This is a genomic window from Aminobacter sp. J44 (assembly GCF_007829415.1).
Lineage (GTDB): Bacteria > Pseudomonadota > Alphaproteobacteria > Rhizobiales > Rhizobiaceae > Aerobium.
Genome location: NZ_VLJG01000002.1, coordinates 82,714 through 106,931 on the forward strand (window position 1 = coordinate 82,714; position 24,218 = coordinate 106,931).

Annotated in this window: 21 protein-coding genes and 1 other RNA gene; 15 read left to right on the top strand and 7 right to left on the bottom strand. The window is 65.5% G+C overall.

Translation table 11 applies throughout. From position 1 onward, the window contains the following. Positions 1-43: 43 nt before the first annotated feature. A complete protein-coding gene (locus L610_RS01295; protein WP_084465780.1) occupies positions 44-2,278 on the bottom strand; it encodes a TonB-dependent siderophore receptor in 2,235 nt (744 codons plus the stop codon). Between the two features lie 220 nt (positions 2,279-2,498). Beyond that, positions 2,499-3,350, bottom strand: coding sequence for an alpha/beta hydrolase (locus L610_RS01300; RefSeq protein ID WP_024847274.1), 852 nt, complete (start codon positions 3,348-3,350; stop codon positions 2,499-2,501). 110 nt (positions 3,351-3,460) lie between these two features. Between L610_RS01300 and L610_RS01305 the strand changes: the two genes are divergently transcribed. From L610_RS01305 to L610_RS01315, 3 genes are read left to right on the top strand one after another with little or no spacing between them, the layout of a single operon-like run. Then, a complete protein-coding gene (locus L610_RS01305; protein WP_246658884.1) occupies positions 3,461-4,516 on the top strand; it encodes an iron ABC transporter permease in 1,056 nt (351 codons plus the stop codon). Continuing rightward, positions 4,513-5,313 carry an ABC transporter ATP-binding protein gene (locus L610_RS01310; protein WP_144701785.1) on the top strand — a complete coding sequence of 267 codons (801 nt, stop codon included), beginning with the start codon at positions 4,513-4,515 and terminating at the stop codon, positions 5,311-5,313. Before L610_RS01305 ends, L610_RS01310 begins: the two co-directional genes overlap by 4 nt. 17 nt (positions 5,314-5,330) lie before the next feature. After that, a complete protein-coding gene (locus L610_RS01315; protein ID WP_246658885.1) occupies positions 5,331-6,077 on the top strand; it encodes a siderophore-interacting protein in 747 nt (248 codons plus the stop codon). 3 nt (positions 6,078-6,080) lie between these two features. Here the strand turns inward: L610_RS01315 and L610_RS01320 are convergent, their stop codons facing one another. Next, positions 6,081-7,190 (bottom strand): ABC transporter substrate-binding protein, encoded by a 1,110-nt coding sequence (locus L610_RS01320; RefSeq protein ID WP_144701792.1) that lies wholly within the window; start codon positions 7,188-7,190, stop codon positions 6,081-6,083. A gap of 12 nt (positions 7,191-7,202) precedes the next feature. Next, positions 7,203-7,688 (bottom strand): cytochrome b, encoded by a 486-nt coding sequence (locus tag L610_RS01325; protein WP_144701795.1) that lies wholly within the window; start codon positions 7,686-7,688, stop codon positions 7,203-7,205. Positions 7,689-7,921: 233 nt separating this feature from the next. Here L610_RS01325 and L610_RS01330 point away from each other — a divergent pair, with 233 nt between their 5' ends. From L610_RS01330 to L610_RS01370, 9 genes are all read left to right on the top strand, one after another. After that, positions 7,922-9,091: an isochorismate synthase MenF gene (locus tag L610_RS01330; RefSeq protein ID WP_144701798.1), complete on the top strand. Its 1,170-nt coding sequence runs from the start codon at positions 7,922-7,924 to the stop codon at positions 9,089-9,091. Then, complete coding sequence (locus L610_RS01335) at positions 9,088-10,713, top strand: (2,3-dihydroxybenzoyl)adenylate synthase (protein WP_144701801.1); 1,626 nt, start codon at positions 9,088-9,090, stop codon at positions 10,711-10,713. Before L610_RS01330 ends, L610_RS01335 begins: the two co-directional genes overlap by 4 nt. 3 nt (positions 10,714-10,716) lie before the next feature. Next, positions 10,717-11,355 (top strand): isochorismatase family protein, encoded by a 639-nt coding sequence (locus tag L610_RS01340; protein WP_144701804.1) that lies wholly within the window; start codon positions 10,717-10,719, stop codon positions 11,353-11,355. A gap of 12 nt (positions 11,356-11,367) precedes the next feature. After that, on the top strand, positions 11,368-11,604 hold the full coding sequence (locus L610_RS01345) for a phosphopantetheine-binding protein (RefSeq protein ID WP_144701807.1): 237 nt from the start codon (positions 11,368-11,370) through the stop codon (positions 11,602-11,604). Positions 11,605-11,735: 131 nt separating this feature from the next. Continuing rightward, positions 11,736-15,590, top strand: coding sequence for a non-ribosomal peptide synthetase (locus L610_RS01350; protein WP_034329489.1), 3,855 nt, complete (start codon positions 11,736-11,738; stop codon positions 15,588-15,590). Further along, positions 15,590-16,348, top strand: coding sequence for a 2,3-dihydro-2,3-dihydroxybenzoate dehydrogenase (locus L610_RS01355; protein WP_024847263.1), 759 nt, complete (start codon positions 15,590-15,592; stop codon positions 16,346-16,348). The genes L610_RS01350 and L610_RS01355 overlap by 1 nt, the downstream gene beginning before the upstream one ends. A gap of 109 nt (positions 16,349-16,457) precedes the next feature. Beyond that, on the top strand, positions 16,458-17,870 hold the full coding sequence (locus L610_RS01360) for a YncE family protein (protein WP_144701810.1): 1,413 nt from the start codon (positions 16,458-16,460) through the stop codon (positions 17,868-17,870). A 704-nt stretch (positions 17,871-18,574) separates the two neighbouring features. Continuing rightward, positions 18,575-19,129, top strand: coding sequence for an FAD-dependent oxidoreductase (locus L610_RS01365; protein ID WP_246658886.1), 555 nt, complete (start codon positions 18,575-18,577; stop codon positions 19,127-19,129). Further along, positions 19,102-19,386: an EamA family transporter gene (locus tag L610_RS01370; protein WP_371712928.1), complete on the top strand. Its 285-nt coding sequence runs from the start codon at positions 19,102-19,104 to the stop codon at positions 19,384-19,386. Before L610_RS01365 ends, L610_RS01370 begins: the two co-directional genes overlap by 28 nt. A 579-nt stretch (positions 19,387-19,965) precedes the next feature. Here the strand turns inward: L610_RS01370 and nudC are convergent. Beyond that, a complete protein-coding gene (gene nudC, locus L610_RS01375; protein WP_024849208.1) occupies positions 19,966-20,907 on the bottom strand; it encodes an NAD(+) diphosphatase in 942 nt (313 codons plus the stop codon). Between the two features lie 20 nt (positions 20,908-20,927). Then, positions 20,928-21,350: an HIT domain-containing protein gene (locus L610_RS01380; protein ID WP_024849209.1), complete on the bottom strand. Its 423-nt coding sequence runs from the start codon at positions 21,348-21,350 to the stop codon at positions 20,928-20,930. Between the two features lie 123 nt (positions 21,351-21,473). Between L610_RS01380 and ffs the strand changes: the two genes are divergently transcribed. The 3 genes from ffs to L610_RS01395 all read left to right on the top strand — a co-directional run bounded on the left by ffs (position 21,474) and on the right by L610_RS01395 (position 23,876). Further along, positions 21,474-21,571: signal recognition particle sRNA small type (gene ffs, locus L610_RS01385), an RNA gene on the top strand. A 112-nt stretch (positions 21,572-21,683) separates the two neighbouring features. Continuing rightward, complete coding sequence (locus L610_RS01390) at positions 21,684-23,534, top strand: DNA polymerase III subunit gamma/tau (protein ID WP_144701816.1); 1,851 nt, start codon at positions 21,684-21,686, stop codon at positions 23,532-23,534. A gap of 18 nt (positions 23,535-23,552) precedes the next feature. Continuing rightward, a complete protein-coding gene (locus tag L610_RS01395; protein WP_034330566.1) occupies positions 23,553-23,876 on the top strand; it encodes a YbaB/EbfC family nucleoid-associated protein in 324 nt (107 codons plus the stop codon). A 163-nt stretch (positions 23,877-24,039) separates the two neighbouring features. Here L610_RS01395 and L610_RS20090 read toward each other — a convergent pair whose 3' ends face one another. Further along, the gene (locus tag L610_RS20090) at positions 24,040-24,201 is read right to left on the bottom strand and encodes a hypothetical protein (RefSeq protein WP_186441271.1); all 162 of its coding nucleotides are present in this window, start codon (positions 24,199-24,201) and stop codon (positions 24,040-24,042) included. Positions 24,202-24,218 lie beyond the last annotated feature (17 nt).

Consider the following 24,218-nt stretch of genomic DNA (forward strand, 5'->3'; position numbering starts at 1 on the left):
TTGCCGGGAATGGCCCGGCAATTCCTTGATCAGGTTCAGCGGGTCAGAACTTGGCGCCGACCGTCAGCACGAAGGTCCTGGCGGGCTCGACGATCGCGCGGTTGTTGTGGCTGCCGTTGTAGTTCACGCGGTTGGTGAGGTTGTAGGCATTCAGCGCGACGTTGAAGTTCTTGTACTCGTACGAGACAAACGCATCGAGCGAGAAGCTCTCCGGCACGATCGCCGAGTTGGCGGAGTTCGTATAGTACTCGTCGCGGTAGGTGATGCCGCCACCGATATCGAGCTTGCCCTCGATGTCGAGGTGCTTGGTCAGCTCATAGCTGGTCCACAGCGACACCGCGTTTTCCGGCGAGTTCGCGACCCGGTTGCCGACATTTTCAGCCGTGGTCGAGGTCAGGATCTCGCTGTCGAGGCGCGAGTAGGAGACCCCAACCGTCCACGCATCCGTCGGACGTCCCGATACCCCAATTTCGAAGCCGCGCACCCGCTGCTTCTCGCCCGTCTCGACGAGGTCGCCGGTGGTCGGGTCGGTGTAGTAGGCATTGCTCTTGGTCACCTGGAACAGCGCGCCATTGATGCCGAGCATGCCGTCGAACAGGTTGATCTTGCCGCCGACTTCATAGAGGTCGCTGGTTTCCGGCTCGAGGCTCGGCTGGTTGCCGAGCGGGTTCGCAGCGTTGGCGACGAACTGTCCGGGAGGCGTAAAGGAACGCGCCCAGGAGACGTAGTAGGTCTGGTCGGGCGTCGGCTCCCAGATGAAGGCGAGCTTCGGCGACAGCGTGCTCGTCGTCTCCTCGAGCGAGGCGGTCGCTGTGTCGTAGCTCGCCTTGTAGTGATCCCAGCGCACGCCGCCGAGCACCGAGACTTCCGGCGTGAACCAGACGCGGTCGCTCGCGAAGAGGCCGACACTGGTGCCGGTCGACTTGCGGTCGTTGGCAGGATTGCGGGTCACCGTGTACGGCAGGTAATACGTCGCGCCGGGGTTGTAGAGGTTGACCAGCGTCGCGTCCTTGCCACTGACGGAATACGCCTTGCGTTCGTTGTCCTGGTAGAACACGTCGAGGCCGAAGACGAGCTCATGACGCAGCGCCCCGGTCTCGAACTTCGCCACGCCGGTGGTGATGTTCTGGATTCCCCACGAGTTCTGCTTGAAGGTCGGGTTGCCGCCGCCGTAGTTCGACAGGAAGGCCGGCAGGCCTGCCTGGATCTCGCTTCCCGTCGCGGTGGTGCCCGGAATGCTCGTCGCGAAGTCGCGATCGTATACCGACAGGCGCGTGTCGTTGTAGAGCGTCAGGTTCTCGTTGGCGTCCCACTTCAGCTTCGAGGTCAGCACGTGCGTGTTGAACACGTCGTGATCCTGCTCCTTGCCGTAGAAAACCGAGCGCGGCACGCCGAACTCGGTGACCGGACGGGACGGGTTGTCCTTCGAAGCCGTGCCCGAGAACGGGACCATCGGAACGCCTGCGTCTGGCTTGCGTTCGCCGCGCTGGTACATGTAGCTGAGGTCCCAGGTCAGGTCCTCGCCGATGCCGAAGGCAGCCGCCCCGAGGAAGCCCGCCGAATTCGAATAGACGTGGTCGCGGCCGGCGAGATCCTGCCAGCGGCCGGTCGCCACCGCGCGGACCGCAGTCGTCTCGTTGATTTCCTTGTTCACGTCGACGACGACGCGGCCGAACGGGCCGTTACCCGCCTGGCCCTCGATGCTGTACTCGTCGCCAAGATGTGCGCGCTTCGTGGTGGTGTTGATCGCGCCGCCGGTGGTGCCCATGCCGAAGTTTTCCGACGAGGGGCCCTTGAACACCTGGACTGATTCAAAGGCGAAGCTGTCACGGACATAGACGCCGAAGTCGCGCAGGCCGTCGTTGTAGATGTCGCCCTTGGCCTCGAAGCCGCGGATGCGGAACTGGTCGCCGTTGAGGCCGCCATTGCCTTCGCCCGCACCCATGGTGATGCCTGGGACGTTCTTGAGCGCCTGCTCCAGCGTCTGGACCCGCTGCTGCTCGAGCGTCTCCTTGGAGATCACGTTGACGACCTGCGGGGTGTCCTTGACGGTACCCTGGATGCGGCCGAGATTGGTTTCCTGCTCGTTGGCGTTCGCCGGACCCGCTCCGCCCTCGACCGTGATCGTGCCAAGCTCGGTGACACCCTGCGCGCCCTGCTCCTGTGCAAAGGAAGGACCGGTGAGCGCCGCCGACACCGCAATGACTGGCAGCAGCCCCAAAGTTGTCCTGACTGCGGGCGATGCGTCAGTTCTCTCGTCCTTGAAATTCACGCTCACGTGGAGACTCCCTCATGTCGTCCGGCCGCGTCGCGCGACCGTAAAATTCTGGATGCCAGGCAGGTCTGGAAGACGCTGCCAGAGCCGTCAGATGCGACGTACTAAAACATGAGTAATTGAGTCAACCTTTTTTCTGCCGCTTTCACCGACAGTCGCGCGAGCGGCTGAAGCCCGGCGGCAGGGACGCAGCCAGGTGAAGGATCTTGCGTGTCCGAGAAGCCTACTTTGCCGCGAATTCCAGCGCGGGCTTCAGCGAAGCAGGCAGCGTTGCGGCATGGCCGGCGCCGGCAAAGATCTTGTGCGTGATGCTGATGCCAGGACGCTCGCCAAGGCGGCGGATCATTTCGAGCGTGTGCGGAGCAGGCCCATCCCAGTGAGGGCCTTCGGGGCTTGAGCGACGTTCGCTGTCGCCAAGCATGACAAGAATCTCCGCTTTTCCTAGCGCGTCAGGGGCAATATCCGCTTCACGCTTCAAAAGCAGCTTGTCCTCCCACCACAGCGAGGGGCTGACAGGAACGTAGCGATCGAAATGGCCCGGCCGGGTAAACAGCGTGTGCAGCACGCACATGCCGGCAAGGGAGTGTCCCCAGATCGCGCGGCAGGCAACCGCGAACGGCAGCTCCGCTTCCGCCTGCGGCATAAGCTCCGAGATCAGCCGCCCCACGAACAGCGAAGCACCGCCGACCATGCGCTCCGGGCGCTGCGGATCGGGCTGCGGGTCGTTCTCATTGCGCGGCGGCGTGTAATCGAGCGAACGCGCGGAACGGTCAAAGCGCAGCGGCGTGTCGTAGCCGATGCCGACGAGCGCGAGGCCCGGCACGAGCGCAAGCAGTTCCGGCGTCAGCGCGTCGAAGGCCGCGTTGCCGTCCAGCATGTAGAGGACGTGGGCTTGTGCAGCCGCGTTCTGATCGCGCGGAACCGCCAAGAAAAGCTGGTAGCGTCGCCCGTCGCGGCAATCGATGAGCTTCCGCGACAGTGCATGCGTCGGCACGCCCCCCTCGAAGATCGCGAGCCTTGCCTCTTCCGGCGGCAGCTTGGCGGCGGGCGAAACGGGTGCGGAAGGCGTATTCATCGAGACTGCTCAAACTTGACGGGGAATTTCATGTATCTCATAAGCGGGCGCCCGGTCCATACGCGGCCAGGGGCGCGACGGCGCTGAAGGCCGGCAATCGGGAAACCCGCGTGGCAGACAGAAGTGCACAGTTTCCGCATCTTGCGGAGTATGACCGGCTGGTACGCCGACGCATTGCCATCATGGCCGTGCTCGCGATCGGGGCGGTGCTCGCGTTTCTCGCCGACATTGCGATTGGCCCTTCGAGCCTGACGGCCATGGAAGCCGTGCGCGGCGTTCTCTTTCCTTCCGAACTCTCCGGCCCCAGGCAGATCATCGTTTGGGATGTGCGCCTGCCGCAGGCGGTGATGGCATTGCTTGTCGGCGCGGCCCTCTCGCTTGCCGGCGCCGAGATGCAGACCATCCTCAACAACCCGCTTGCCAGCCCCTTTACGCTGGGCGTTTCCTCGGCGGCCTCGCTGGGTGCGGCGCTCGCCATCGTTCTCGGGATCGGCTGGCCGGGCATCGACATCACCTGGCTGATCTCGGCCAATGCCTTCATCTTCGCCTTCGGCTCGGTGCTCCTCCTGCAGGCATTGTCGCGGCTGCGCGGCACCAGCCCCGAAACACTGGTCCTGTTCGGCATCGCGATGGTGTTCACCTTCAACGCGCTGGTTGCCGTCATCCAGTTCATCGCCTCGCAGGAAGCGCTGCAGCAGCTTGTTTTCTGGAGCATGGGCAGCCTGTCGCGGGCCTCATGGGACAAGATCGCGATCCTTGCGCTGATCATCGTCCTCGTCGGCCCGTTCTCGCTAAGCGCCTCCTGGCCGATGACGGCGCTACGCCTCGGCGAGGATCGCGCCCGCAGCTTCGGCATCAACGTGCCGCGCCTGCGCTTCATGGCGCTGCTGCGCGTTGCCATCTTCGCCGGCGTCTCTGTCGCCTTCGTCGGCACCATCGGCTTCATCGGCCTCGTTGGTCCGCACATCGCCCGCCTGCTCGTCGGCGAGGACCATCGCTTCTTCCTGCCGACGGCAATGCTCTCTGGCGCGCTCGTCATGTCACTGTCGTCGGTGGTCGCCAAGTCCATCGTGCCGGGCGCGATTCTGCCCGTCGGCATCGTCACCGCGCTGATCGGCGTGCCCTTCTTCGTTGCGCTCATCTTCTTCCGGAGGGAGCGCACGTGACCCAGACGACGCAGCTTCTCAAGGTCTCGAACCTCTCCGTTGGCTATGCCAAACGGAAAGTCATCGACGATCTCACGCTCGCGCCGTTCGAGCCAGGCACGCTGACCGCACTCGTTGGCCCGAACGCGGCCGGCAAGTCGACACTGCTGCGCGGCCTTGCCGGCCTGCAGCGCGCGACCGGCGCCATCCACCTCGGCGACCTCGATCTCCTGCGCCTGCCGCTACCTGAATATTCCAGGCATGTCGGCTACATGCCGCAGTCACTGCCGCAGCGCGTCGCGCTGACTGTCTACGAGGCAATGCTAAGCGCGCTGCGCACCTCGCACGGCAGCTCCTCGCCGGCAGACGCCCGCCACATCGCCATGGCGACGCTGGAACGCCTTGGCATCGCCGATCTCGCCATGCGCGGCCTCGATGAATTGTCCGGCGGCCAGCGCCAGCTTGCCAGCCTCGCGCAGGCAATCGCCCGCCGTCCCTCCGTGCTGCTCCTCGATGAGCCGACGAGCGCGCTCGACCTTGCCCACCAGCACCGTGTGATGAGCGCGGTGCAGGAGCTTGGCCGCGAGCGCGGCACCATCACCATCGTCGTCCTGCACGACATCGCCCTGGCCGCCCGCTGGTGCGAGCGCATCCTCGTCCTGTCGCCGCGCGGGCTTGCAGCCGACGCCGAGCCGAAGATCGCGATCACGCCGGACACGCTTGCCAGCGTCTATGGCGTCCAGGCCCGCGTCGAACACTGCAGCCGCGGCTTCGTCCAGGTCATGGTCGACGGCATCGTCTGCGACCGCGGCATCTGATCCTGAAAGGAATGTCCATGAACAGCACCGAGCCCGCCCGCGGTGGCAAGGCCAACCTACGCGACTGGACCCTTCGCGTCGTCGCCGGCCGCGACGTCGAGCCCAACATGCGCCGGGTGACCTTCACCTGCGACGACATCACGGAGTTCAGCTACCAGCCCGGCCAGGCCATCGTCTTCTTCCTGACGCTGCCGAACGGCGAGACGGGCCGGCGCCACTACACGATCCGCTCGTTCCACCGCAGCGCCGGCACATTTGACGTTGATTTCTTCAAGCACGGCTCGTCGCCCGCGACGAACTGGGCGCGGTTGGCACAGCCCGGCGACGCGATCGTCGCGAGAGGCCCTCGCGGCAAGACGACGTTCGACCCGGCCGCCGACTGGCACCTGATGACCGGCGACGAGACCTGCATCCCGGCCTTCGCGCACATTCTCGAGACGATGCCCGAGGGCGCGCGCGCCTTCGTCTTCCTCGAGACATCCGGTCCGGAGGGCGAGATAGCCATCGAGACAAAGGCGAATGCCGAGATCCGCTGGTTGCACCGCAACGGTGCCGCTGCTGGCCCGAGCGACCTGATGTTCAAGTCGGTTGAAGCGTTCGAGCTGCCAGCAGGTAACGGCCGTGCGCTCATCATCGGCGAGACCAGCAATGTGCGCCGCCAGCGCCACGCACTGATTGCCCGCGGTATGTCCCGCGAACAGGTCTCTTCCGAAGGCTATTGGCGACCGGACCGCGTCGGCGGTCACGACCACGTGGACGACTGAGCCTTACGGCTTCAGCGCAATCCAGTTGATGTCCACGAGTGGCACCGCGAGGAACTGCTCGTTGAGGAGCTTCATCGTCTCTTCCGGCTTGATATCGGAAAAGAGGTCGGGACGGATCCAGGACGCCAGCGTCTCGATCGTCAGGATGTCGAGCGGCGAGTTGAGCAGCTGGTGCGCGAGGCCGTAAGCCCGGCCTTCCCGCACCGCCTTCAGGCCTGAAATGCCCGGACGCGCCACGACGCGCTCCAGCGTCGAGCGTACGGTCGCCTCGTCATAGCCGGGTCCGATCAGCAGGCCCTGCGTGCCTTCCATGTGCGGCCCGCCCGTCGCGATATAGACGTCGGGGTCCGATTCAATGACATATTCGAGGTTGAGAACGCCGGTAATGCCCTGGATCACGTCGGCGCCGATATTTTCGCCGCCCGCGAGCGCGATGTAGTCGCCGATATTGCCCTTGCCCGGAGAGGCGCAGCACTCTTCGGTGCGAGCGGCATGCGGCTCCAGCATCACTTTCGGGCGCGCGGCGCTGTCAGCCGCCAACCTTTCCTTGATCATTTCGATCCGATCGCTGCGCAGCTTGATGAAGGCCTCGGCCTGCTCCTCGCGGCCGGTCACGGCGCCGAGCAGCCGGAAGCTATTCTCCGAATTCTCGAGCGGGTGGTTGAAGAAGTCGATGATCGCGACCGGAATGCCGGCCCGCTCGATCTGGTCGATCTCGACCTCCGAAGGCTGCGACTGCAGCGAGAAGATAGCGAGATCGGGCTCTGCGGCGAGCACCTGCTCGACCGAGAAATTGCCGGCCGAGCTCGACGTCTGTTTCAGATTCTCGATCGCTGGGAACTTCTCGACATAGCGCTTGTAGGTGTCCGGGCCGATGCGGTGGATGTCCTTCGGCCATGCAGACAAGACGCTCACCGGATCAGGATGGATCAGCGACAGCGCGATCAGGTAGCGGCCGTCATCGATCAGGATGCGTTTGGCACGCTCTTCAAGCCGCACCTCGCGACCAGCAACATCGTTGACAGCAATCTCCGCGAAGGCCGGGGCCGCAAAAAGCCCCGCGATCATCAGCGCAACGGCACCGATGCTGCGACTGAGGGAGAAGATGGACATCACTTTCATTCCTTATGTGCGCGCCGGGATCATGCGCCGGATCAGTCCGTCGCGGCGAATGAATTGGTGCCAGACCGCTGCCGCAACATGCAGCACGATGATCGCCGCGATCACGTTGACCAGCGCCATGTGCAGCCCGTGCGGCCAGCGGCCAAGGCTCTTCCCGAAGGCGGTGATGGTGAGGAGCCCCAGCGCCGGCTGGATGAGGATCGCCAGGTAGAGGAGGCCGTGCACGACCTTCGACGCGATCACCATTGCCCGCGACATGCTGCGCGGCAGCGGCGGCGCCACGTGCGTCAGGCGCCAGACGACACGGATCAGCGCAAGAACCAGCACGATCGTGCCGACGATGATGTGAATCCGGAACAGCACCATGCGCGGGTCGCTGCCGCGCTCGAAATTGCCCCATACCCAGCCGGTGGTGAACTGGATGAGGACTGCAAGGGCCACCAGCCAGTGCAGCCAGATTGACACCCTGTCGTAGCTATCTGTCTTCATGGGCGACCCGAACCTGCGATCTAATCTCAGCAGTGACCTACCCCAACATGCTCGACATTGCGAGATTGTAAGTTGACTTTTTGAGTCTCGTTTATATTGCTCGCGCCAGTAGCGCATGGCGCGCTGTGAACGGCGGGACGAACGTACCTATCCGAGGAGGAGACAGGGAACGTTCTGCGTAACGTGGTCGGTCCGGACCGGGGGATTGCTCGGACCGTCAGGAAACGCGAGGCATGATGACTTCTGACTTTGATCGCAAGGCGCGGGATGTGTTCCGTCTGCTCACACCCTCCGACAGCTTCACCGCCGCGGGCATCCGCAGCGAGCTTGAACGCGGCGATGCCACCACGCTTGGGGCGCGCGTCGCTTCCTTCTTCGCCTCGACGCAGGCCGGCGCCGACCGTCTCGTCGGCGCCATGCCGTTCGACCSCGCCCSCCACGACTATCTCTACCAGCCCGAGACGATCGCGCATGGCGCCACCCTTCCGCCCCGCGCGGCCCGCGCCGGCGACGTCTGCTCACAGCAGTGGGCCGTCTCGGCCGAGCCTCCGGCTGAAAATTATGGCCGTGCCGTCAGCCGCGCGCTGGAGATGATGGAGACCTCGAAGGCCTTGGCCGAGCCGCTGCGCAAGGTCGTGCTTTCGCGCAGCCTTGCCGTCCGCGCCCCACAGCCGGTCGACCTCGACGCGCTGATGCAGCACCTCGCGCAGGACCGCTCGATCAACGCCTTCCAAACGCCGCTGCCGGGAGGTTCCGCCGCGCTGGTCGGTGCCACGCCGGAACTGCTCGTCTCACGCAAGGGCCGTCAGGTCGTCTCGCATCCGCTCGCGGGATCGGCCCGTCGCTATGCCGATCCGGTGCGCGACCGCGAGTCGGCAAAGTGGTTGGAAAGTTCAGACAAGAATCGCCGCGAACACCGTGAGGTGATCGAGGCGATCACCGACCTGCTTTCGCCCTACTGCACCGACATCGCGATCCCGGACGGCACGACGCTGCGCACCACCGCCACGATGTGGCACCTCGGCACCCGCATCACTGCGACCCTCAAGGACGAGGAGATCAGCGCGGCCGAGCTCGCCGCCGTGCTGCACCCGACCCCGGCCGTCTGCGGCATGCCGCGCCTTGCCTCGGCGAAGGCAATCACTGAACTCGAGGAGTACGATCGCGGCTTCTATGCCGGTGCTGTCGGCTGGGTGGATCGCAAGGGCGACGGCGAATGGTACGTCGCGCTACGTTGCGCCGAGGTGGACGGCTGCAACGTGCGCCTGTATTCGGGTGCCGGCATCGTTCCCGGCTCCGAGCCGGAAGCGGAGATTGATGAGACTTCCGCCAAGTTCCTCGCCATGCTGACGGCGCTGGGCATCGACGAGAGCGGACGTCCGCTGAGGGAGATCGCAGCATGATTCCGCTGCAGCAGATTTGGCCTGAGGAATTCGCGCAGCGCTATCGCGAGCGCGGCTACTGGCGGGGCGAAACCTTCCCCGGTTTCCTGCGCGAGCGCGCTCAGCAGTTCCCTGACCGCGTCGCCGTCACCGGTGGCGACGGCACCAGCTGGACCTATGGGGAGCTGTTCGCGCGCGCGGAAGTGAATGCCGCCGGCTTCCTTGCCCTCGGCCTCAAGCGCGGCGATCGCGTCGTCGTCCAGCTCGGCAACATTCCGGAATTCCTTTCCGTAGTTTGCGGCCTGTTCGTTGCCGGCCTCATCCCGGTCTACGCCCTGCCGGCGCATCGCCTGACCGAGATCGTCCACTTCGCGCAGAAGTCAGAAGCTGCCGCCTATGTCATCGCCGAGCGCTATGACAATTTCGACTACCGCGCGCTCGCCCGCGAGGTGGTCGCCGCGGTTCCTGCGGTGAAGCACGTCGTCGTGGTCGGCAACGCCGAGGAGTTCATCCCGCTCGACAGTTTCGAGGCAGACCGTTCGCTGCTCCCGGCCGACCCGTCGCCGTCGTCGGTGGCGTTCCTGCAGATCTCCGGCGGCAGCACGGGCCTGTCGAAGCTCATCCCGCGCACGCACGACGACTACATCTACTCGTTCCGTGCCAGCGCCGAGATCTGCGGCCTTGACGAAAACAGCGTCTACATGGCGGCGCTGCCGGTGGCGCATAATTTCCCGATGTCGTCGCCCGGCGTGTTCGGCGCTCTCTATGCCGGCTCGCGCGTCGTCATGTGCCCGTCGCCGAGCCCGGAGACGGCATTTGCGCTGATCGAGCGCGAGAAGGTGACGATCACCGGACTCGTTCCGCCGCTGGCGCTTCTCTGGATGCAGGCCGCGCCGAAGACGAGCCACGACCTCTCCAGCCTGCAGGTGCTGCAGGTTGGCGGCGCCAAGTTCATGCCCGAGGCGGCGCGCCGTGTGCGCGACACGCTCGGCTGCAAGCTGCAGCAGGTGTTCGGCATGGCCGAGGGCCTCGTCAACTACACCCGCCTCGATGATCCGTACGAAATCATCGTCGAAACGCAGGGCCGTCCGATCAGCTCGGATGACGAAGTGCTGATCGTCGACGATCAGGGCAATCCGGTGCCGGAAGGCGAGCCGGGCAACCTGCTCGCGCGCGGGCCTTACACGATCCGCGCCTACCACAACGACCCCGGCGCCAATGCCCGCTCCTTCACCGAGGATGGCTTCTACCGCACCGGCGACGTGGTGAAGCGCACGCCCGAGGGTTACCTCATCGTCCAGGGCCGCGCGACCGACCACATCAACCGCGCCGGCGAGAAGATCTCGGCGGAGGAGATCGAGGATCACCTGCTCGCCCACCCGAACGTCTTCGACGCGGCGGTGGTGTCGCTGCCCGATCCGTTCCTTGGCGAGAAGAGCTGCGCCTTCGTGATCCCGCAGGGCGAACAGCCCAAGGCGTCGGAGCTGAAGGCCTTCATGCGCGCTCGCAAGGTCGCCGACTTCAAGGTGCCGGACCAGATCGTCTTCGTCTCGGAATTCCAGACGACGGCGGTCGGCAAGATCAGCCGCAAGGAGCTGCGCGCCAAGCTGCGCGCCGATTTCCTCGAAAAGAAGCAGGGCTGAGACATGGCCGGACTGCCCAAGATCGCCAGCTATGAGCTGCCGCGCGCGGATGAAATTCCGGCCGCACGCGCGCCGTGGAAGGTGGAGACGGAGCGTGCCGCGCTGCTGATCCACGACATGCAGAACTACTTCGTCGGCGCCTTCGAGCGCGGATCATCGCCCATTGCGCCGGCAGCGGCGAACATTGCCCGCCTTGCCACGCACTGCCGCTCGAAGGGCATTCCGGTGTTCTACACCGCCCAGAACGGCAACCAGGACCGCCGCGACCGTGGGCTTCAGGCCGACCTCTGGGGTCCCGGCATGTCTGACAGGCCGGAGCACCAGTCGATCATCGACGAGCTCACGCCCGAGCCGACGGACTTCGTGTTGATCAAGCACCGCTACAGCGCCTTCCAGCGCTCGAACCTCGAGACGCTGATGCGCGCACGCAAGCGGGACCAGCTGATCGTCACCGGCATCTACGCCCATATCGGCTGCATGATGACGGCGGCAGAGGCGTTCCAGCTCGACATCGAGCCGTTCTTTGCCGCCGACGCCCTGGCGGATTTTTCGCGCGAGAAGCATGACCTTGCTCTCGACTGGGTTGCCGGCCGTTGCGGCGTCCCGATGACAACGGCGCAGCTCATCGCCGCGCTCGACTGATAGGAGCCTTCCATGGCAGTGACGCTCGAAAAGATGCGTGCAGACATCGCCGAGATGATCGGCGAGGAACCCGAAGCGATCGGCCTTGAGGACAATCTGATGGATCTCGGCCTCGATTCGATGCGGCTGATGAACCTGATCCTGATGTGGCAGGAAGCCGGCGTCGATCTCGAATTCGGCGAATTCGCCGAGCACTTCACGCTGGGCGCTTGGTGGGACGCGGTGCAGAAGCGCCAGGCTTCGAAATAACTCACCTTCGCGGAACCGCGCCGGCGGTCCCGCACTCCGACTTGCGCAAGAACATCTCCGGAGCACTCCGCGATCGCGAACTGGCTGCTCCGGACGGCCGCACCCGGCGGCCCGCCATCCAGGGCACTGATATGACGCGGTTTCCTCTGACAGAAGCACAGTCCGGCCTCTGGTACTTCCAGAAGATGGAGCCGGAAAATCCGATCCTCAACACCGGCCAGTTTCTGGAGATCGTCGGCCCGCTCGACGTCGACGTCTTCCGCGCGGCCTTCGACCGTATGGTCGAGGAGACCGAGGCGCTGACGCTGCGCTTTGCTGAAGAGGCAGGCGGCCCGGTCCAGTATCTCGACCCGGCCATGCGCCCGACCCTCGGCTACGCCGACCTGCGCAGCGAGGCAACTCCGGAAGCCGCTGCGATTGCCGCGATGCGCCGCGACACCGACACGCCACTCGACCTGACGCGGGATCCGGTTGCCGCCTTCACCCTGTTTCGGCTGAGCGACGAGCGCTACTTCTGGTACGAGCGCGTTCATCACCTTGCCATCGACGGCTATGGCTGGGTGCTGATCACCAACCGCGTCGCCGAACTCTATTCGGCCGCGATTAACGGCACCAATCCGGCGCCGGCCTTCCCGCCCTTTGAGCAGGCGGTCAGCGAGAACGCCGAGTATCTTTCCTCCGAGCGCCGCGCGGCCGACCGTGCCTACTGGCACGACTACCTGGCCAACCTGCCGGAGCCTGGCTCGATGTCGGCAGGCCGCCCGGTCTCCGGTCACTCTTTCCGCCGCCATTCCCGCTTCCTGCGCGGGCCGATCCTCGACAAGCTGCGCGCAGTGGCGCAGACCGCCAAGGTCACCTGGCCGGACGTGCTCACCGCGCTCGTATCCGCCTACTGCCAGCGTTTTACCGGCACCAGCGAGGTGGTGGTCGGCGTGCCGCACATGGGCCGCCTCGGCAGCAAGGCCGCCCGCGTGCCCTGCACGCTTATGAACGTGCTGCCGCTGCGCGTGAAGATCGATGACAGGCAGCCAATGCCGGAATTCCTAGGAGCGGTTGCCAAGGACCTCATCAAGGCCCGCCGCCACGGCCGCTACCGCTCCGAGCAGATGCGCCGCGACTTCGGCCTCATCGGCGGCGCGCGCCGCCTGTTCGGCGCCATGGTCAACGTCCAGCCTTTCGACGTTGCGCCCAAGATGGCCGGCCTCGATGTCACCCTACACATTCTTGGTGCCGGTGCTGTCGACGACATCACCTTCACCTTCCGCGGCGACGCCAACCACGAGTTGCTGTTCGAAACCGACACCAATCCGAACCTCTATTCGGAAGAGGCGACCCGCGCCCATGGCGAGCGGCTGGAAGAGTTTCTTCTGCATGCGCTGGATGCGGCGACACTGTCTGAAGTCGCCACCGCTTCCGCTGCAGAGGCGCAGCGCTTCCTGTTCGACCTCAACACCACCGAACACCCGGTGCGCGACGTCACCCTGACGCAGCTTATCGTGGAGGGCATGCGGTGGGCGCCCGACGCGCCGGCCCTGCGCTTCGAGGGCGAGACGATGAGCTACCGCGAACTCGATGCTCGCACCGCAGCGCTTGCCGAAAAACTCAAGGAAATGGGTGCGGGGACAGACAAGATCGTCGCCGTGGCCCTCCCCCGCTCGTTCGAGCTGGTCATCGCGCTGGTGGCGACGCTGCGCGCGGGCGCGGCCTACCTTCCGCTCGACACAGAGCATCCGCGCGACCGCATCGCCCGCATCATGCAGTCGGCAAAGCCGATCTGTGTGCTTGCCACCGCGGAAACGTCTGAACTCTTCGAGGGCGACCCCGTACTGCTCACGTGCGACTGGCCGAAGATCCCCTCCGGTGCAGACCTTGCCATGCCCGCTCCCGGCGACATGGCCTATGTCATCTACACTTCCGGCTCGACCGGCGAGCCGAAGGGCGTGGTCATCGAACACCGCGCCATCGTCAATCGGCTGGAGTGGATGCGCACCCACTACGGCTTTGGATCGCACGACCGCATCCTGCAGAAGACGCCGGCAACTTTCGACGTATCGGTGTGGGAGTTCTTCCTGCCGCTGATGTGCGGCGCAGCGCTCGTCGTCGCCGCGCCCGGCGCTCACCGCGACCCGGCGGCGATCGCAAAGCTCATCCGCGACGAGGCGATCACGACGCTGCACTTCGTCCCGTCAATGCTGTCCGCCTTCCTCGCCTGGCCGGGCGTTGCCGGGCTCAAGGTGGCGCGAGTGTTCTGCTCCGGCGAGGAATTAACTGCCGACCATCGCGACCGCTTCCACAAGGCGATCGACGGCGAGCTGCATAATCTCTACGGGCCGACCGAGGCAGCCGTCGACGTCAGCTACTGGCCGGCCTCGAAGGACGACCGCTCGATGCCGGTGCCGATCGGCTTGCCTGTCTGGAACACGCGCCTCTACGTGCTCGACGCCAACATGAAGCCGGTCCCGGCCGATGTGGTCGGCGATCTCTGGCTCGGCGGCGTGCAGCTCGCGCGCGGCTACCTCGGCCGCCCGGATCTCACCGAAGACCGCTTCCTCCCCGACCCGTTCCGCCCCGGCGAGCGCATCTACCGCACCGGCGACGTCGCCCGCTTCCGCCAGGACGGTGCCGTCGTCTTCCTCGGCCGCTCCGACCATCAGGTGAAGATCCGCGGCCTGCGCATCGAGCTCGGCGAAATCGAAGCGGCGATCATGTCCTCTGGCCTTGCCCGCCAGACGGGCGTCATCGCCCGCGAGGATCGCCCGGGCGACAAGCGCATAGTCGCCTACATTGTGCCCACCGAGACCTACTCGGAAGACGCGATGCAGCGCCACCTCGCCGCGACCGTACCGGATTACATGATCCCGGCCGCCTTCGTGACGCTCGACGAACTTCCCGTCACTTCAAACGGCAAGCTCAATCGCGCGGCCCTGCCCGCCCCGAGCTTCGCCGACACCGGCGTGCGTCAGGCCACTGGCCCGACCGAGACGCTGCTGGCAAGGCTGTTCGCGGAAGTGCTCGGCCTGCCGGAGCCAGCCAGCGCCGATGCCGACTTCTTCGCGCTGGGCGGCGACTCGCTGCTTGCGGTGAACCTGACGCTGCGCATCCAGGAAGCCTTTGGCCGCGACCCGGGCCTCGGGGCAATCTTCGAGCATCCTACGCTGTCGTCGCTCGCCGCTCTGCTCGACGCCGACGCGCAGTCGGACGACGGCCTCGGCAACCTGATCCGCCTCTCGAACGAGACCCCGGACAAGACACCGCTGTTCGTCATCCATCCGGCTGGCGGCATATCCTGGTGCTATCGCGGCCTTGCCCGCGCGATCGGCCGCCCGGTCTACGGCCTGCAGTCGCCTGCGCTGGACCCGGCAAAATCACTTCCCGAAAGTCTAGATGCGCTTGCAGCCTCTTATGTGGAGGCGATCCGCGCGGTTCAGGCTGAAGGTCCTTACAACTTGCTCGGCTGGTCGGTGGGTGGCATTATCGCCCATGCAATGGCGACGAAGCTGCGCGAAGCTGGCGACAAAGTCGACCTGCTTGCCCTCCTCGACGCCTATCCGGCCGAGTGCTGGCGCGCCGAGCCAGAGCCCGACGAGAAGGCTGCGCTGCGCGCCCTGCTCGCCATCGCCGGTTACGACCCGGAAGGCTACCCGGAACTCGAGACGCGCGAGGACATCCTTACCTTCCTGCGCGAAGGCGACAGCCCAATTGGCAACCTACCGGCAGCCGCCCTCGACGGCGTCGTCCGCTCAGTGCTCGACACCAACCGCCTCGTGCGCGGCCATTATCACGGCCGCTTCGACGGCGTGCTCACCCACATCCGCGCCGGCAACGATCATCAGGGCACCAATCTCGTCTCTGAATTGTGGAACGAACACGCGGCAGCGCTTCGCGTGATCGAGGTGCCGTTCAAGCACTCGCAACTCACTTCGCCAGAAGCGACGGCGATGATCGTCCCGGCGCTGAAGAACCTGCTCGAAACGGAGAGACGCTGATGAAACCATCGGGAATTGCGGGAAAGCTCGCCTTCGTCACCGGCGCTTCCGGCGGCATCGGGCGCGCTGTGGTCCGGCAGCTGCTTGAGGAAGGCGCCCGCGTCGTCGCGACAGACCTCGACATCTCTGCCATCGCCGATCTCGGCTGCGAGACCCGCGCGCTCGACGTGCGCGACAGTGCCGCGGTCGATACCGTGATTGCCGAGGTCGAGAGCACGCTCGGGCCGGTCGACTACGGCGTAAACGTCGCCGGCATTCTGTCCACCACCCTTGTCACCGAGACCGACGACGCCACCTGGCGCAACGTTTTTGCCGTCAACACCGACGGCGTCTTCCACGTCTGCCGCGCACTCGCCCGCGTCATGCAGCCGCGCAAGAGGGGCGCGATGGTCACCGTCTCGTCCAATGCTGCGGGCATCCCGCGCCATGCCATGGCCGCCTATGCGGCCTCAAAGGCAGCCGCGACGATGTTCACCCGCTGCCTCGGCATCGAACTCGCGCCGCACGGCATCCGCTGCAACATCGTCGCGCCGGGCTCGACGCTGACGCCGATGCAGACCGGCATGTGGGCTGACGAAAACGGCGCGGCGAAGGTGATCGCCGGCTCGCTGGAGACCTTCAAGGCGGGCATTCCGCTCGGCAAGCTGGCAACGCCCGACGACATCGCCGACGCGGTCCTGTTCCTTTTGTCGGACCGGGCCAGCCACATCACCATGGCCGACATCTATGTCGACGGCGGCGCGACCATGCGCGCCTGACGGCGGAAATTTAATTTGAGCTTTTAGCTCATATTTCGTAGCAATTCGTGACGTCGCGCTTTGGAACGCCCCTGAGCGCGCACCGATTCAACAGCTCGGGAACTTGCCCATGAAACACTTCGCAACGCATCGCTCGCTGAACGGCTTCCGGATCGCGGCCCGCGCGGCCATCCTCGCTGGCACCATCGCCGCCGGCATGAGCGCGGCGCTGGCGCAGGTTGCCTTCGATGCCCCGGACACCGCCTATGCTGGGCAGGTGCGCGCTCAGGCGGCTCGTCCTGGTGCGCCGATCCTGCCGGGGAGCAAGGTGAAGATCGTTGGCGACAAGTTCAAGCCGGGCCAGGAAATCACCCTGTCGCGCGGCATCGTCCCGCTGGTCGATCCGCTCAAGGCTGACGGCGAGGGCAAGTTCGAGGCGACGTTTGATCTGCCGGCCGACGCCGCCGTCGGCACTCACCCGCTGGTCCTGTCGAGCCAGGCTCCTTACAACGCCGCGATCGTTGAACTGAAGGTCTCGCCGGACATCGCGATTTCGGGCACCGAAAAGTTCGACAGCCAGAGCGCTAAGCTGGTCCCGGGCCTGTACCAGACCGCCTACAGCGCCAGGAACGACGTCCTGTTCGTCACTTCCGCCGTCGGCCGTCCGCCGGTCAAGGAATCGGCGCTCCTGAAGGTCGACCCGAACACGCTTGAGATCGTCGCCAGGGCGACGCCGGGAGAGGCCCCGACCCAAGGCGAGCGAGGGGGTGGCGTCTATGCAGTCTACGGCGTGGCCGTCGATGACGAGAACGGCAATGTCTGGGTCGGCAACACCCGCCAGGACACCGTCGCCGTCTACAAGCAGGACGATCTTTCGCTCGTAAAGCAGTTCGAGCCGGGCGCAACGCCCCATTCGCGTGACATCGTCGTCGCCGGCGGCAAGGCGTTCGTCTCGACCATCGGCACGCCGGTTGTCATCGTCTTCGACGCCAAGACCCTTGAACCAGCCGACCCGATCAAGATCAGGTCCGGCAAGCGCGGCGAGGAGTTCTCGCCCGCAAGCCTCGAATATGACGCGAAGAACAACAAGCTTTTCGCCGTCAGCCTTTCTACCGCTGAAATTGCGATCATCGACGTTGCTGCAGGCAAGGTCGAGAAGGTCATCCCGGTCGCGGGCGCGAAGGGCACGATCGGCATTGCCTATGACGCGGAGACCAACCGCATCTTCGTTGCCGGCCAGGGCAGCGACAGCGTCGCGATCGTTGACGCCGCTTCGGGCGAAACAATCAAGAACGTTCTCGTCGGCGCTGGTTCGCTCAACGTCGCCTTCGAGCCGGTGAAGCGCCTCGCCTACGTCGCCAACCGCGGTGCCGGCACCGTCACCGTGCTCGACACCGACGGCAACATTGTCGCCAACCTCGAGAACGGCCCGATGCCAAACCACCTGCACGAGGACGGCAAGGGCAACGTGTTCGTGGTCAACAAGGGGCGCGGCGAGGACGAGGCCAGCGACCGCATCGTGCGCCTGACCCTCAAGGACTGAACGCCAATCGGCGGGGAAACATAGCCCGACCGGCGCCGTCAGCAACTCCCAAACAGACCATCTTCTCACGGATACGCGGGGCGCCTCGGCGCCCCATTTGCTTTTCCGGGCATGGCCACTCGCGTGAGGAAAGCCCCCCCCCGCTGGTTTCCGTCGCCCAGCATCCGGAAACGCCCGCACCCAGCAGCCCCCTCCACCGCCTTCGGCGGTTCCCCTCCCCCATAAATGGGGGAGGATCCGAGGCCGCAGCCCTCAGAAACGTTGAGCCCAATCACGAACGCAAGCCCACTCAGAGATGCTGCGCTTCTTCATCGACCATTTCGATTGTTCTCAGCGCATCCACCGGCACGCCGCAGGATCCTCCCCTACGAAGTGGGGGAGGGGGACCATGCGAAGCATGGTGGAGGGGGCGTGACGGAACTCAGCCTACAACAGGAAGCCCAATACCTTTGAACCCAAGTGGAGCGTTCCGGTTAGCGTGGCTGTGTTGATGACAACTCGCCGGAACCACTTCCGCCTTCTCTTAATCCCCTAACCCCCTAAGCCCCCGTCCCCTTGGCCCCCTACCCACCTACTCCCATTGCTCCGCCTTTCGCGTTCCGCGAAAACTCTGCGCCTGAAATTCCCCGTTCCGCAGGGGAGTGTTCCTGAATAAGTTCCCCCTCGAGGACGGCCCAGGCGGGCCAGACGGGAGGGAGACATTCATGAACGATACGCCAGTCGTGCGGGAGATCCGCCAGAACGAGGACCGTTTCCTTTCCTCGGACATCTTTGAGTCGCACCGCTACATCTTCCCGCGCCGCAATGGTGAAGGCACGGTCGCCGAGCCCGCCCGGGAAGTGCCGGTCTACCACAAGTGCGACGTGCTCGTCGTCGGCGGCGGTCCGGCCGGCACGGCGGCAGCTCTGGCGGCTGCCCGAACCGGTGCCGACGTCGTCGTCATGGAACGCTACAATCACCTCGGCGGCCTTTCGACCGGCGGCGTCGTCATCTGGATCGACCGGATGACCGACTGGCAAGGCAACCTCGTCATCCGCGGCTTTGCCGAGGAGGTGCTCGACCGCCTGCCGCCTGAGGGCAAGGCCGGCCCCGACCGTTCGCTGTGGGGCGTGAAGGATGAAGCTCTGGCAAAATACTGGCGCCTGCGCACCTCCGCCTTCCATGGCATCGTCACCTGGGCGCCGACCATCGACCCCGAGCGGCTGAAGCTCACCTNATCACGGGCGAGAGCGTGCCTGACTTCTCCTGGATCTGGCTGATTGCCGCGCTCGGCATGGGCGTTGCGAGCTCGATCATCCAGTTCACGATGAACTGGGCGCAAAAGGAAGTCTCGCCGACCCGCGCGACCGTCATCTATGCGGGCGAGCCGGTCTGGGCAGGCATTTTTGGCCGCATCGCCGGCGAGCGCCTGCCGGGCCTTGCCCTGCTGGGCGCGGCCCTGATCGTGCTTGGCGTCATTGCCAGCGAAATGCAGCCGCCGAAATCGATGCGGAAGAGCGACGGGGAGAAAGCGTAGGGCGCTTGTGCTGCCGGCTCTAGTGATGCTGCGGTTGGGCCCGCCTGCGTCTGTCTCCCGATCTCTCCCGCAGCTCGCTTGTGATGGCGCCTCATGTTGGTCGCGTCTGGCTTCTACGCCGCCCCTTTGCCTTCGAAGTCTCCGCTTAATGAGCCCCCTCCGCCGCCTTCGGCGTCACCTCCCCCGCTTCGCAGGGGAGGATCCGCGGCAGCGCCTAGGTTTGGCGTCACCTTCTCGCCTTCAGCGTTCCGCCCATCCATGCCTGAACCTTCAAGCCGCAGCGGCGGGACAGAACGCGCGCGGCGGTTCCGGGATCCTCCCCTACGAAGTGGGGGAGGGGGACCATGCGAAGCATGGTGGAGGGGGCGTCGTGGAGCGCGGACGGGGCCCGCTTTCCTGCTCCGCGCAGGGGGGATCCGCGGCAGTGCTGGTGGTTGGCGTGGCCTTTCCGCCTTCATCGTTCCGGCATGGATGGCCGGGTCAAGCCCGGCCATGACGAAAGGGAGGGGGGTAGGAGGGGGACCATGCGAAGCATGGTGGAGGGGGCGGCGTGGAGCGCGGCGTCGATGGGAAAACCTGCTATTCTGCCTCTGCCCAGAAGCGGATGAGGTGGTGCGCGATCGCCGCGCTTGGCGGCAGGCGCAGTTCCTGCGGATGCGTGCCGGCGAGCATCTCTCTGACCTCCGCCCGGTCGAACCAGCGGCAGTCCTCCAGCTCCTTGCCGTCGAAGCTGATGTCGTCGTTGAGCGCCTCCCCGTAGCAGCCGATCATCAGCGAATGCGGGAAGGGCCAGGGCTGACTTGCATGGTAAGCGACGCGGCCGAGGCGGATGCCGGACTCTTCGAGGACCTCGCGGCGCACCGCGTTCTCGATGGTCTCTCCCGGCTCGATGAAGCCGGCGAGTGCGGAATACATGCCGGGCGCAAAGTGCGGGCTGCGGCCGAGCACGCAGCGATCGCCCTTGACCGCCAGCATGATCGCGACCGGGTCGGTGCGCGGAAAATGCTCGGTCTCGCACTGGGTGCAGACGCGCTTGTAGCCGCCGATCCGCATCTCCGTCCTGCCGCCGCAGCGGCCGCAGAACTTGTGGGTGTGATGCCAGATGAGCAACGCCGCGCCCTGCGCCAGTTCGCCGGTCGCTTCGGACGAAAGCAGACCCTGCGTGTAGATCGAGCGGTGGTCGATCGCCTTGATGTTTTCGGGAAGATCGTCGGGCTCGACCGAGCCGGGTGCGACGACGACCGGCCCAAGCTCGGACATGCCGAGCAGCACGGCGTTGTCGAGCTTTGCATTCATCGCCTCTGCCTCGACACGGCTAAAATAGGCGTCAGGCTCGGCGCCGCCGATCTTCACGTAAATGCGGCCGGCACGTGACTGCATGATGCGCACGCGCGGGTCGGCGAGTGCCTGGGAGAGGGATTCCTCGCTGCGGTTTTCGGACTGGCGGTCGATGCGGTTGCCGGCGAAGCCGACGAACTGGCTGGGCTCGCGTTCGGGGCCGGTGAGCGGAGCAAAGGTCATGTTCGTAATTTTCTGCGGTGTCAGGAAAGCGCGGCGCGGATGGTGTCGATGAACCGGTGCAGGTCCTCGCGCCGGTAGGGCTCGCGCTGGCCGTAGCCCCACACCGGGCCCGGCCAGTTGGGATCGTTCTCGTCGCGGGCAACGACGTGGTAGTGCAGCTGCGAGACGACATTGCCGAGCGCGCCGACATTGATCTTGCGGCAGGAGGTGAGGCGCTTCAGCGCCTGGCTCACCGTATTCGCCTCGAAGATCAGCATCGTCTGGTCGAGCGGGGTGAGATCATGGAGCTCGGTGATGCCGGGGCGCTGGGGGACGAGGATCAGCCACGGCCAGCGGCTGTCGTCCATCAGCCTCAGTTCGCACAGGCCGAGCCACAGCACGGGCACAGTGTCGCGCTCCAGGCGCGGGTCGAGTTCGAAAGCGGCCTTCCCGGCACCTATCACGACGTTTCCTCTCCATGTTTTTCCAGTGAAGCTAGATGGCTGCAGCGCGGCCTGCAAGCGAATCGTGAATGGCGGGCAGATCGCCCCTTGCATTCGGCCGGCGAATTGCCGATATGGACGGTGGGAGGTTGGTGGTGGACGAGCCACTCGCCAACCGGGTCAGGTCCGGAAGGAAGCAGCCCTAACGAGCCACGGCACGGGTCACCGTGCCAGCCTCCCACCCTTTTCTTTCCGCCATCCGCCGCATCGGCTGCGGCGTGCGGTTGACGCAGTCGGCTGCCGGCGGCGAAACTCGGGCTTCGCAGCATTCCGCAGGGGAGTTTGGCCGCAGGCATGGCTGACGCAGGAAAAGACGCGACACAGACCGGCGCCTACAGGGTCCTGGCGCGCAAGTACCGTCCCCGCGACTTCAATTCCCTCATCGGCCAGGAGCCGATGGTCCGCACCCTCACCAACGCCTTCAACACCGGCCGCATCGCGCAGGCCTGGATGCTGACGGGCGTGCGCGGTGTCGGCAAGACGACCACGGCACGCATTCTTGCCCGCGCCCTCAACTACAAGACCGACACGGTCGACCGCCCTTCGGTCGACCTTTCGGTGCCGGGCGTCCACTGCGACGCCATCATGGAAGGCCGCCATGTCGACGTGATCGAGATGGACGCGGCCTCGCACACCGGCATCGACGACATCCGCGAGATCATCGAGCAGGTCCGCTACGCGCCGGTATCCGCGCGCTACAAGGTCTACATCATCGACGAGGTCCACATGCTGTCGAACCAGGCCTTCAACGGCCTGTTGAAGACGCTTGAGGAACCGCCGCCGCATGTGAAGTTCATCTTCGCGACCACGGAAATCCGCAAGGTCCCGATCACCATCCTGTCACGCTGCCAGCGCTTTGACTTGCGCCGCATCGATGCCGCGCTGATCAAGCAGCACCTGGCGCATATCGGAGAGCTCGAGGGCGTCGAGGCCGAGGACGAGGCGCTTGCCATGGTCGCGCGCGCCGCCGAAGGCTCGATGCGCGACGCGCAGTCGATTTTCGACCAGGCGATCGCGCATTCGTCGGGCAAGGTGACGGCCGAGACGGTGCGCGACATGCTGGGCCTTGCCGACCGCGCCCGCATCATCGACCTGTTCGAGCTTCTGATGAAGGGCGACGTTGCCGGGGCGCTGACGGAGTTCCGCGCGCAGTATGACGCCGGCGCCGACCCCGCGACCGTGCTGACCGAGATGGCCGAGTTCAACCATCTCGTCACCCGCATCAAGTTCGTGCCGGCTGCGGCCGAGGACGCGGCGCTTTCGCAGGACGAGCGCACGCGCGGCCTCGATTTTTCGAAGCAGCTTTCGGTGCGCGTCCTGTCGCGCACCTGGCAGATGCTGCTCAAGGGTATTTCCGAAGTGCAGACGGCGAACCGCCCGGTCAACGCGGCGGAGATGGTGCTGATCCGCATTGCCCATGCCGCGACGCTGCCGACGCTCGACGAGGCGCTGAAGCAGCTGGAGCAGGGCGGCGGCGTTCCTTCCGGCGACGGGGTGCCGCGCGGCAATGGCGGAGCGCCGATGGGCGGCGGTGTCACGGCAGCGGCAATTGCCACGCAGACCTTCGCCGCGCCGGTCAATGGCGGCGGCCAGACCATGCGGCTCGTCGCCTCGCAGCCGCAGCCGCAGCCTCAGATCCAGCCGCAAGCCGTGGCGGCGCCGCAGCCCGAGCAGGCGCCGGCCCCCGAGACCGAGCCTGCGGTCAAGATCAACTCGCTGTCCGACCTTGCCAAGCTCGCGGAATCGAACCGCGACATCGCGCTGAAGGTGATGATCAAGCGCTTCCTGCGCCCGGTCTCGATCGAGCCCGGCCGACTGGAGGTAAGCCTGACGCCCGATGCGCCACGCGACCTAGTGCCGAACCTTTCCAACCGTCTCAAGGAATGGACGGGACGGCCGTGGATGGTGACCGTCTCGCGCGAGGCAGGCGGCGCAACGCTCGCCGAGATCGAGGCCGAGCGGCGCGAGCACGCGATGATGGACGCGCGCAACGATCCGGCGGTCGCCGCGATCATGGCGCGCTTCCCCGGCGCCAAGATCGTCACCGTGACCATCCCGAATGCGGGCGAGGACGACGAAGAAGCGGAAGCGACGGCTGATCCGATGCCGGATCCCGGCGTTGACGACGACGATGATGAAATCTGACGTTTTGTGGAGACGAGTATGAAAGACCTCCTCGGCATGATGAGCAAGGCGAAGGAGATGCAGGCCAAGTTCCAGGCCATGCAGGAAGAGATCGCCAACACCGAAGCCACCGGCCTCGCAGGGGGCGGACTCGTTCAGGTCGTGCTTTCCGGCAAGTCGGAGATGCGCTCGCTGAAGATCGACCCGTCGCTGTTCAAGGAAGACGACGTCGAGGTTCTGGAAGACCTGATCCTTGCCGCGCACAACGACGCCCGCTCCAAGGTCGAGGCGATCATGCAGGAAAAGTCGCGCGAGCTGACCGCTGGCCTGCCGATCCCTCCCGGCTTCAAGCTGCCGTTCTAGGAACTTTGCGAATCGGGCCGTTTCAGCTTCGGCCTGATCTGCGGCATTTACGGAAAAAGGCGAGCCTCCGGTTTCGGGGGCTTGTTTGTTTTGACGGTTTCCTGCGCCGGGCTTGCAGCGCCGGCGGGCGGCCGCACGCGTTTAGGCATGGCAACTGTGTTTGTCAGGCGAAGGCTTTGCCGTCCCGGAGCATGGCGTTGAGGACGGTGACGAGCTTTCGGGCGACGGCGATGATGGCGACCTTCTTCGAGCCAGAGCGCTGGGCAATGCCACTGTAGAAGTCCTTGAAGCGCTGGTTTGCCCGGATGGCTCCAAGCGCTGCCATGTAGAGTGCCTTGCGCA

What these genes read in the sequence shown, in the direction of transcription:
- L610_RS01395 (WP_034330566.1), top strand. Translation starts at nt 23,553, where the DNA reads ATGAAAGACCTCCTCGGCATGATGAGCAAGGCGAAGGAGATGCAGGCC.
- L610_RS01390 (WP_144701816.1), top strand. Translation starts at nt 21,684, where the DNA reads ATGGCTGACGCAGGAAAAGACGCGACACAGACCGGCGCCTACAGGGTC.
- L610_RS01350 (WP_034329489.1), top strand. Translation starts at nt 11,736, where the DNA reads ATGACGCGGTTTCCTCTGACAGAAGCACAGTCCGGCCTCTGGTACTTC.
- L610_RS01300 (WP_024847274.1), bottom strand. Translation starts at nt 3,350, where the DNA reads ATGAATACGCCTTCCGCACCCGTTTCGCCCGCCGCCAAGCTGCCGCCG.
- L610_RS01325 (WP_144701795.1), bottom strand. Translation starts at nt 7,688, where the DNA reads ATGAAGACAGATAGCTACGACAGGGTGTCAATCTGGCTGCACTGGCTG.
- L610_RS01360 (WP_144701810.1), top strand. Translation starts at nt 16,458, where the DNA reads ATGAAACACTTCGCAACGCATCGCTCGCTGAACGGCTTCCGGATCGCG.
- L610_RS01315 (WP_246658885.1), top strand. Translation starts at nt 5,331, where the DNA reads ATGAACAGCACCGAGCCCGCCCGCGGTGGCAAGGCCAACCTACGCGAC.
- L610_RS01335 (WP_144701801.1), top strand. Translation starts at nt 9,088, where the DNA reads ATGATTCCGCTGCAGCAGATTTGGCCTGAGGAATTCGCGCAGCGCTAT.
- L610_RS20090 (WP_186441271.1), bottom strand. Translation starts at nt 24,201, where the DNA reads ATGGCAGCGCTTGGAGCCATCCGGGCAAACCAGCGCTTCAAGGACTTC.
- L610_RS01340 (WP_144701804.1), top strand. Translation starts at nt 10,717, where the DNA reads ATGGCCGGACTGCCCAAGATCGCCAGCTATGAGCTGCCGCGCGCGGAT.
- L610_RS01320 (WP_144701792.1), bottom strand. Translation starts at nt 7,190, where the DNA reads ATGTCCATCTTCTCCCTCAGTCGCAGCATCGGTGCCGTTGCGCTGATG.
- nudC (WP_024849208.1), bottom strand. Translation starts at nt 20,907, where the DNA reads ATGACCTTTGCTCCGCTCACCGGCCCCGAACGCGAGCCCAGCCAGTTC.
- L610_RS01345 (WP_144701807.1), top strand. Translation starts at nt 11,368, where the DNA reads ATGGCAGTGACGCTCGAAAAGATGCGTGCAGACATCGCCGAGATGATC.
- L610_RS01355 (WP_024847263.1), top strand. Translation starts at nt 15,590, where the DNA reads ATGAAACCATCGGGAATTGCGGGAAAGCTCGCCTTCGTCACCGGCGCT.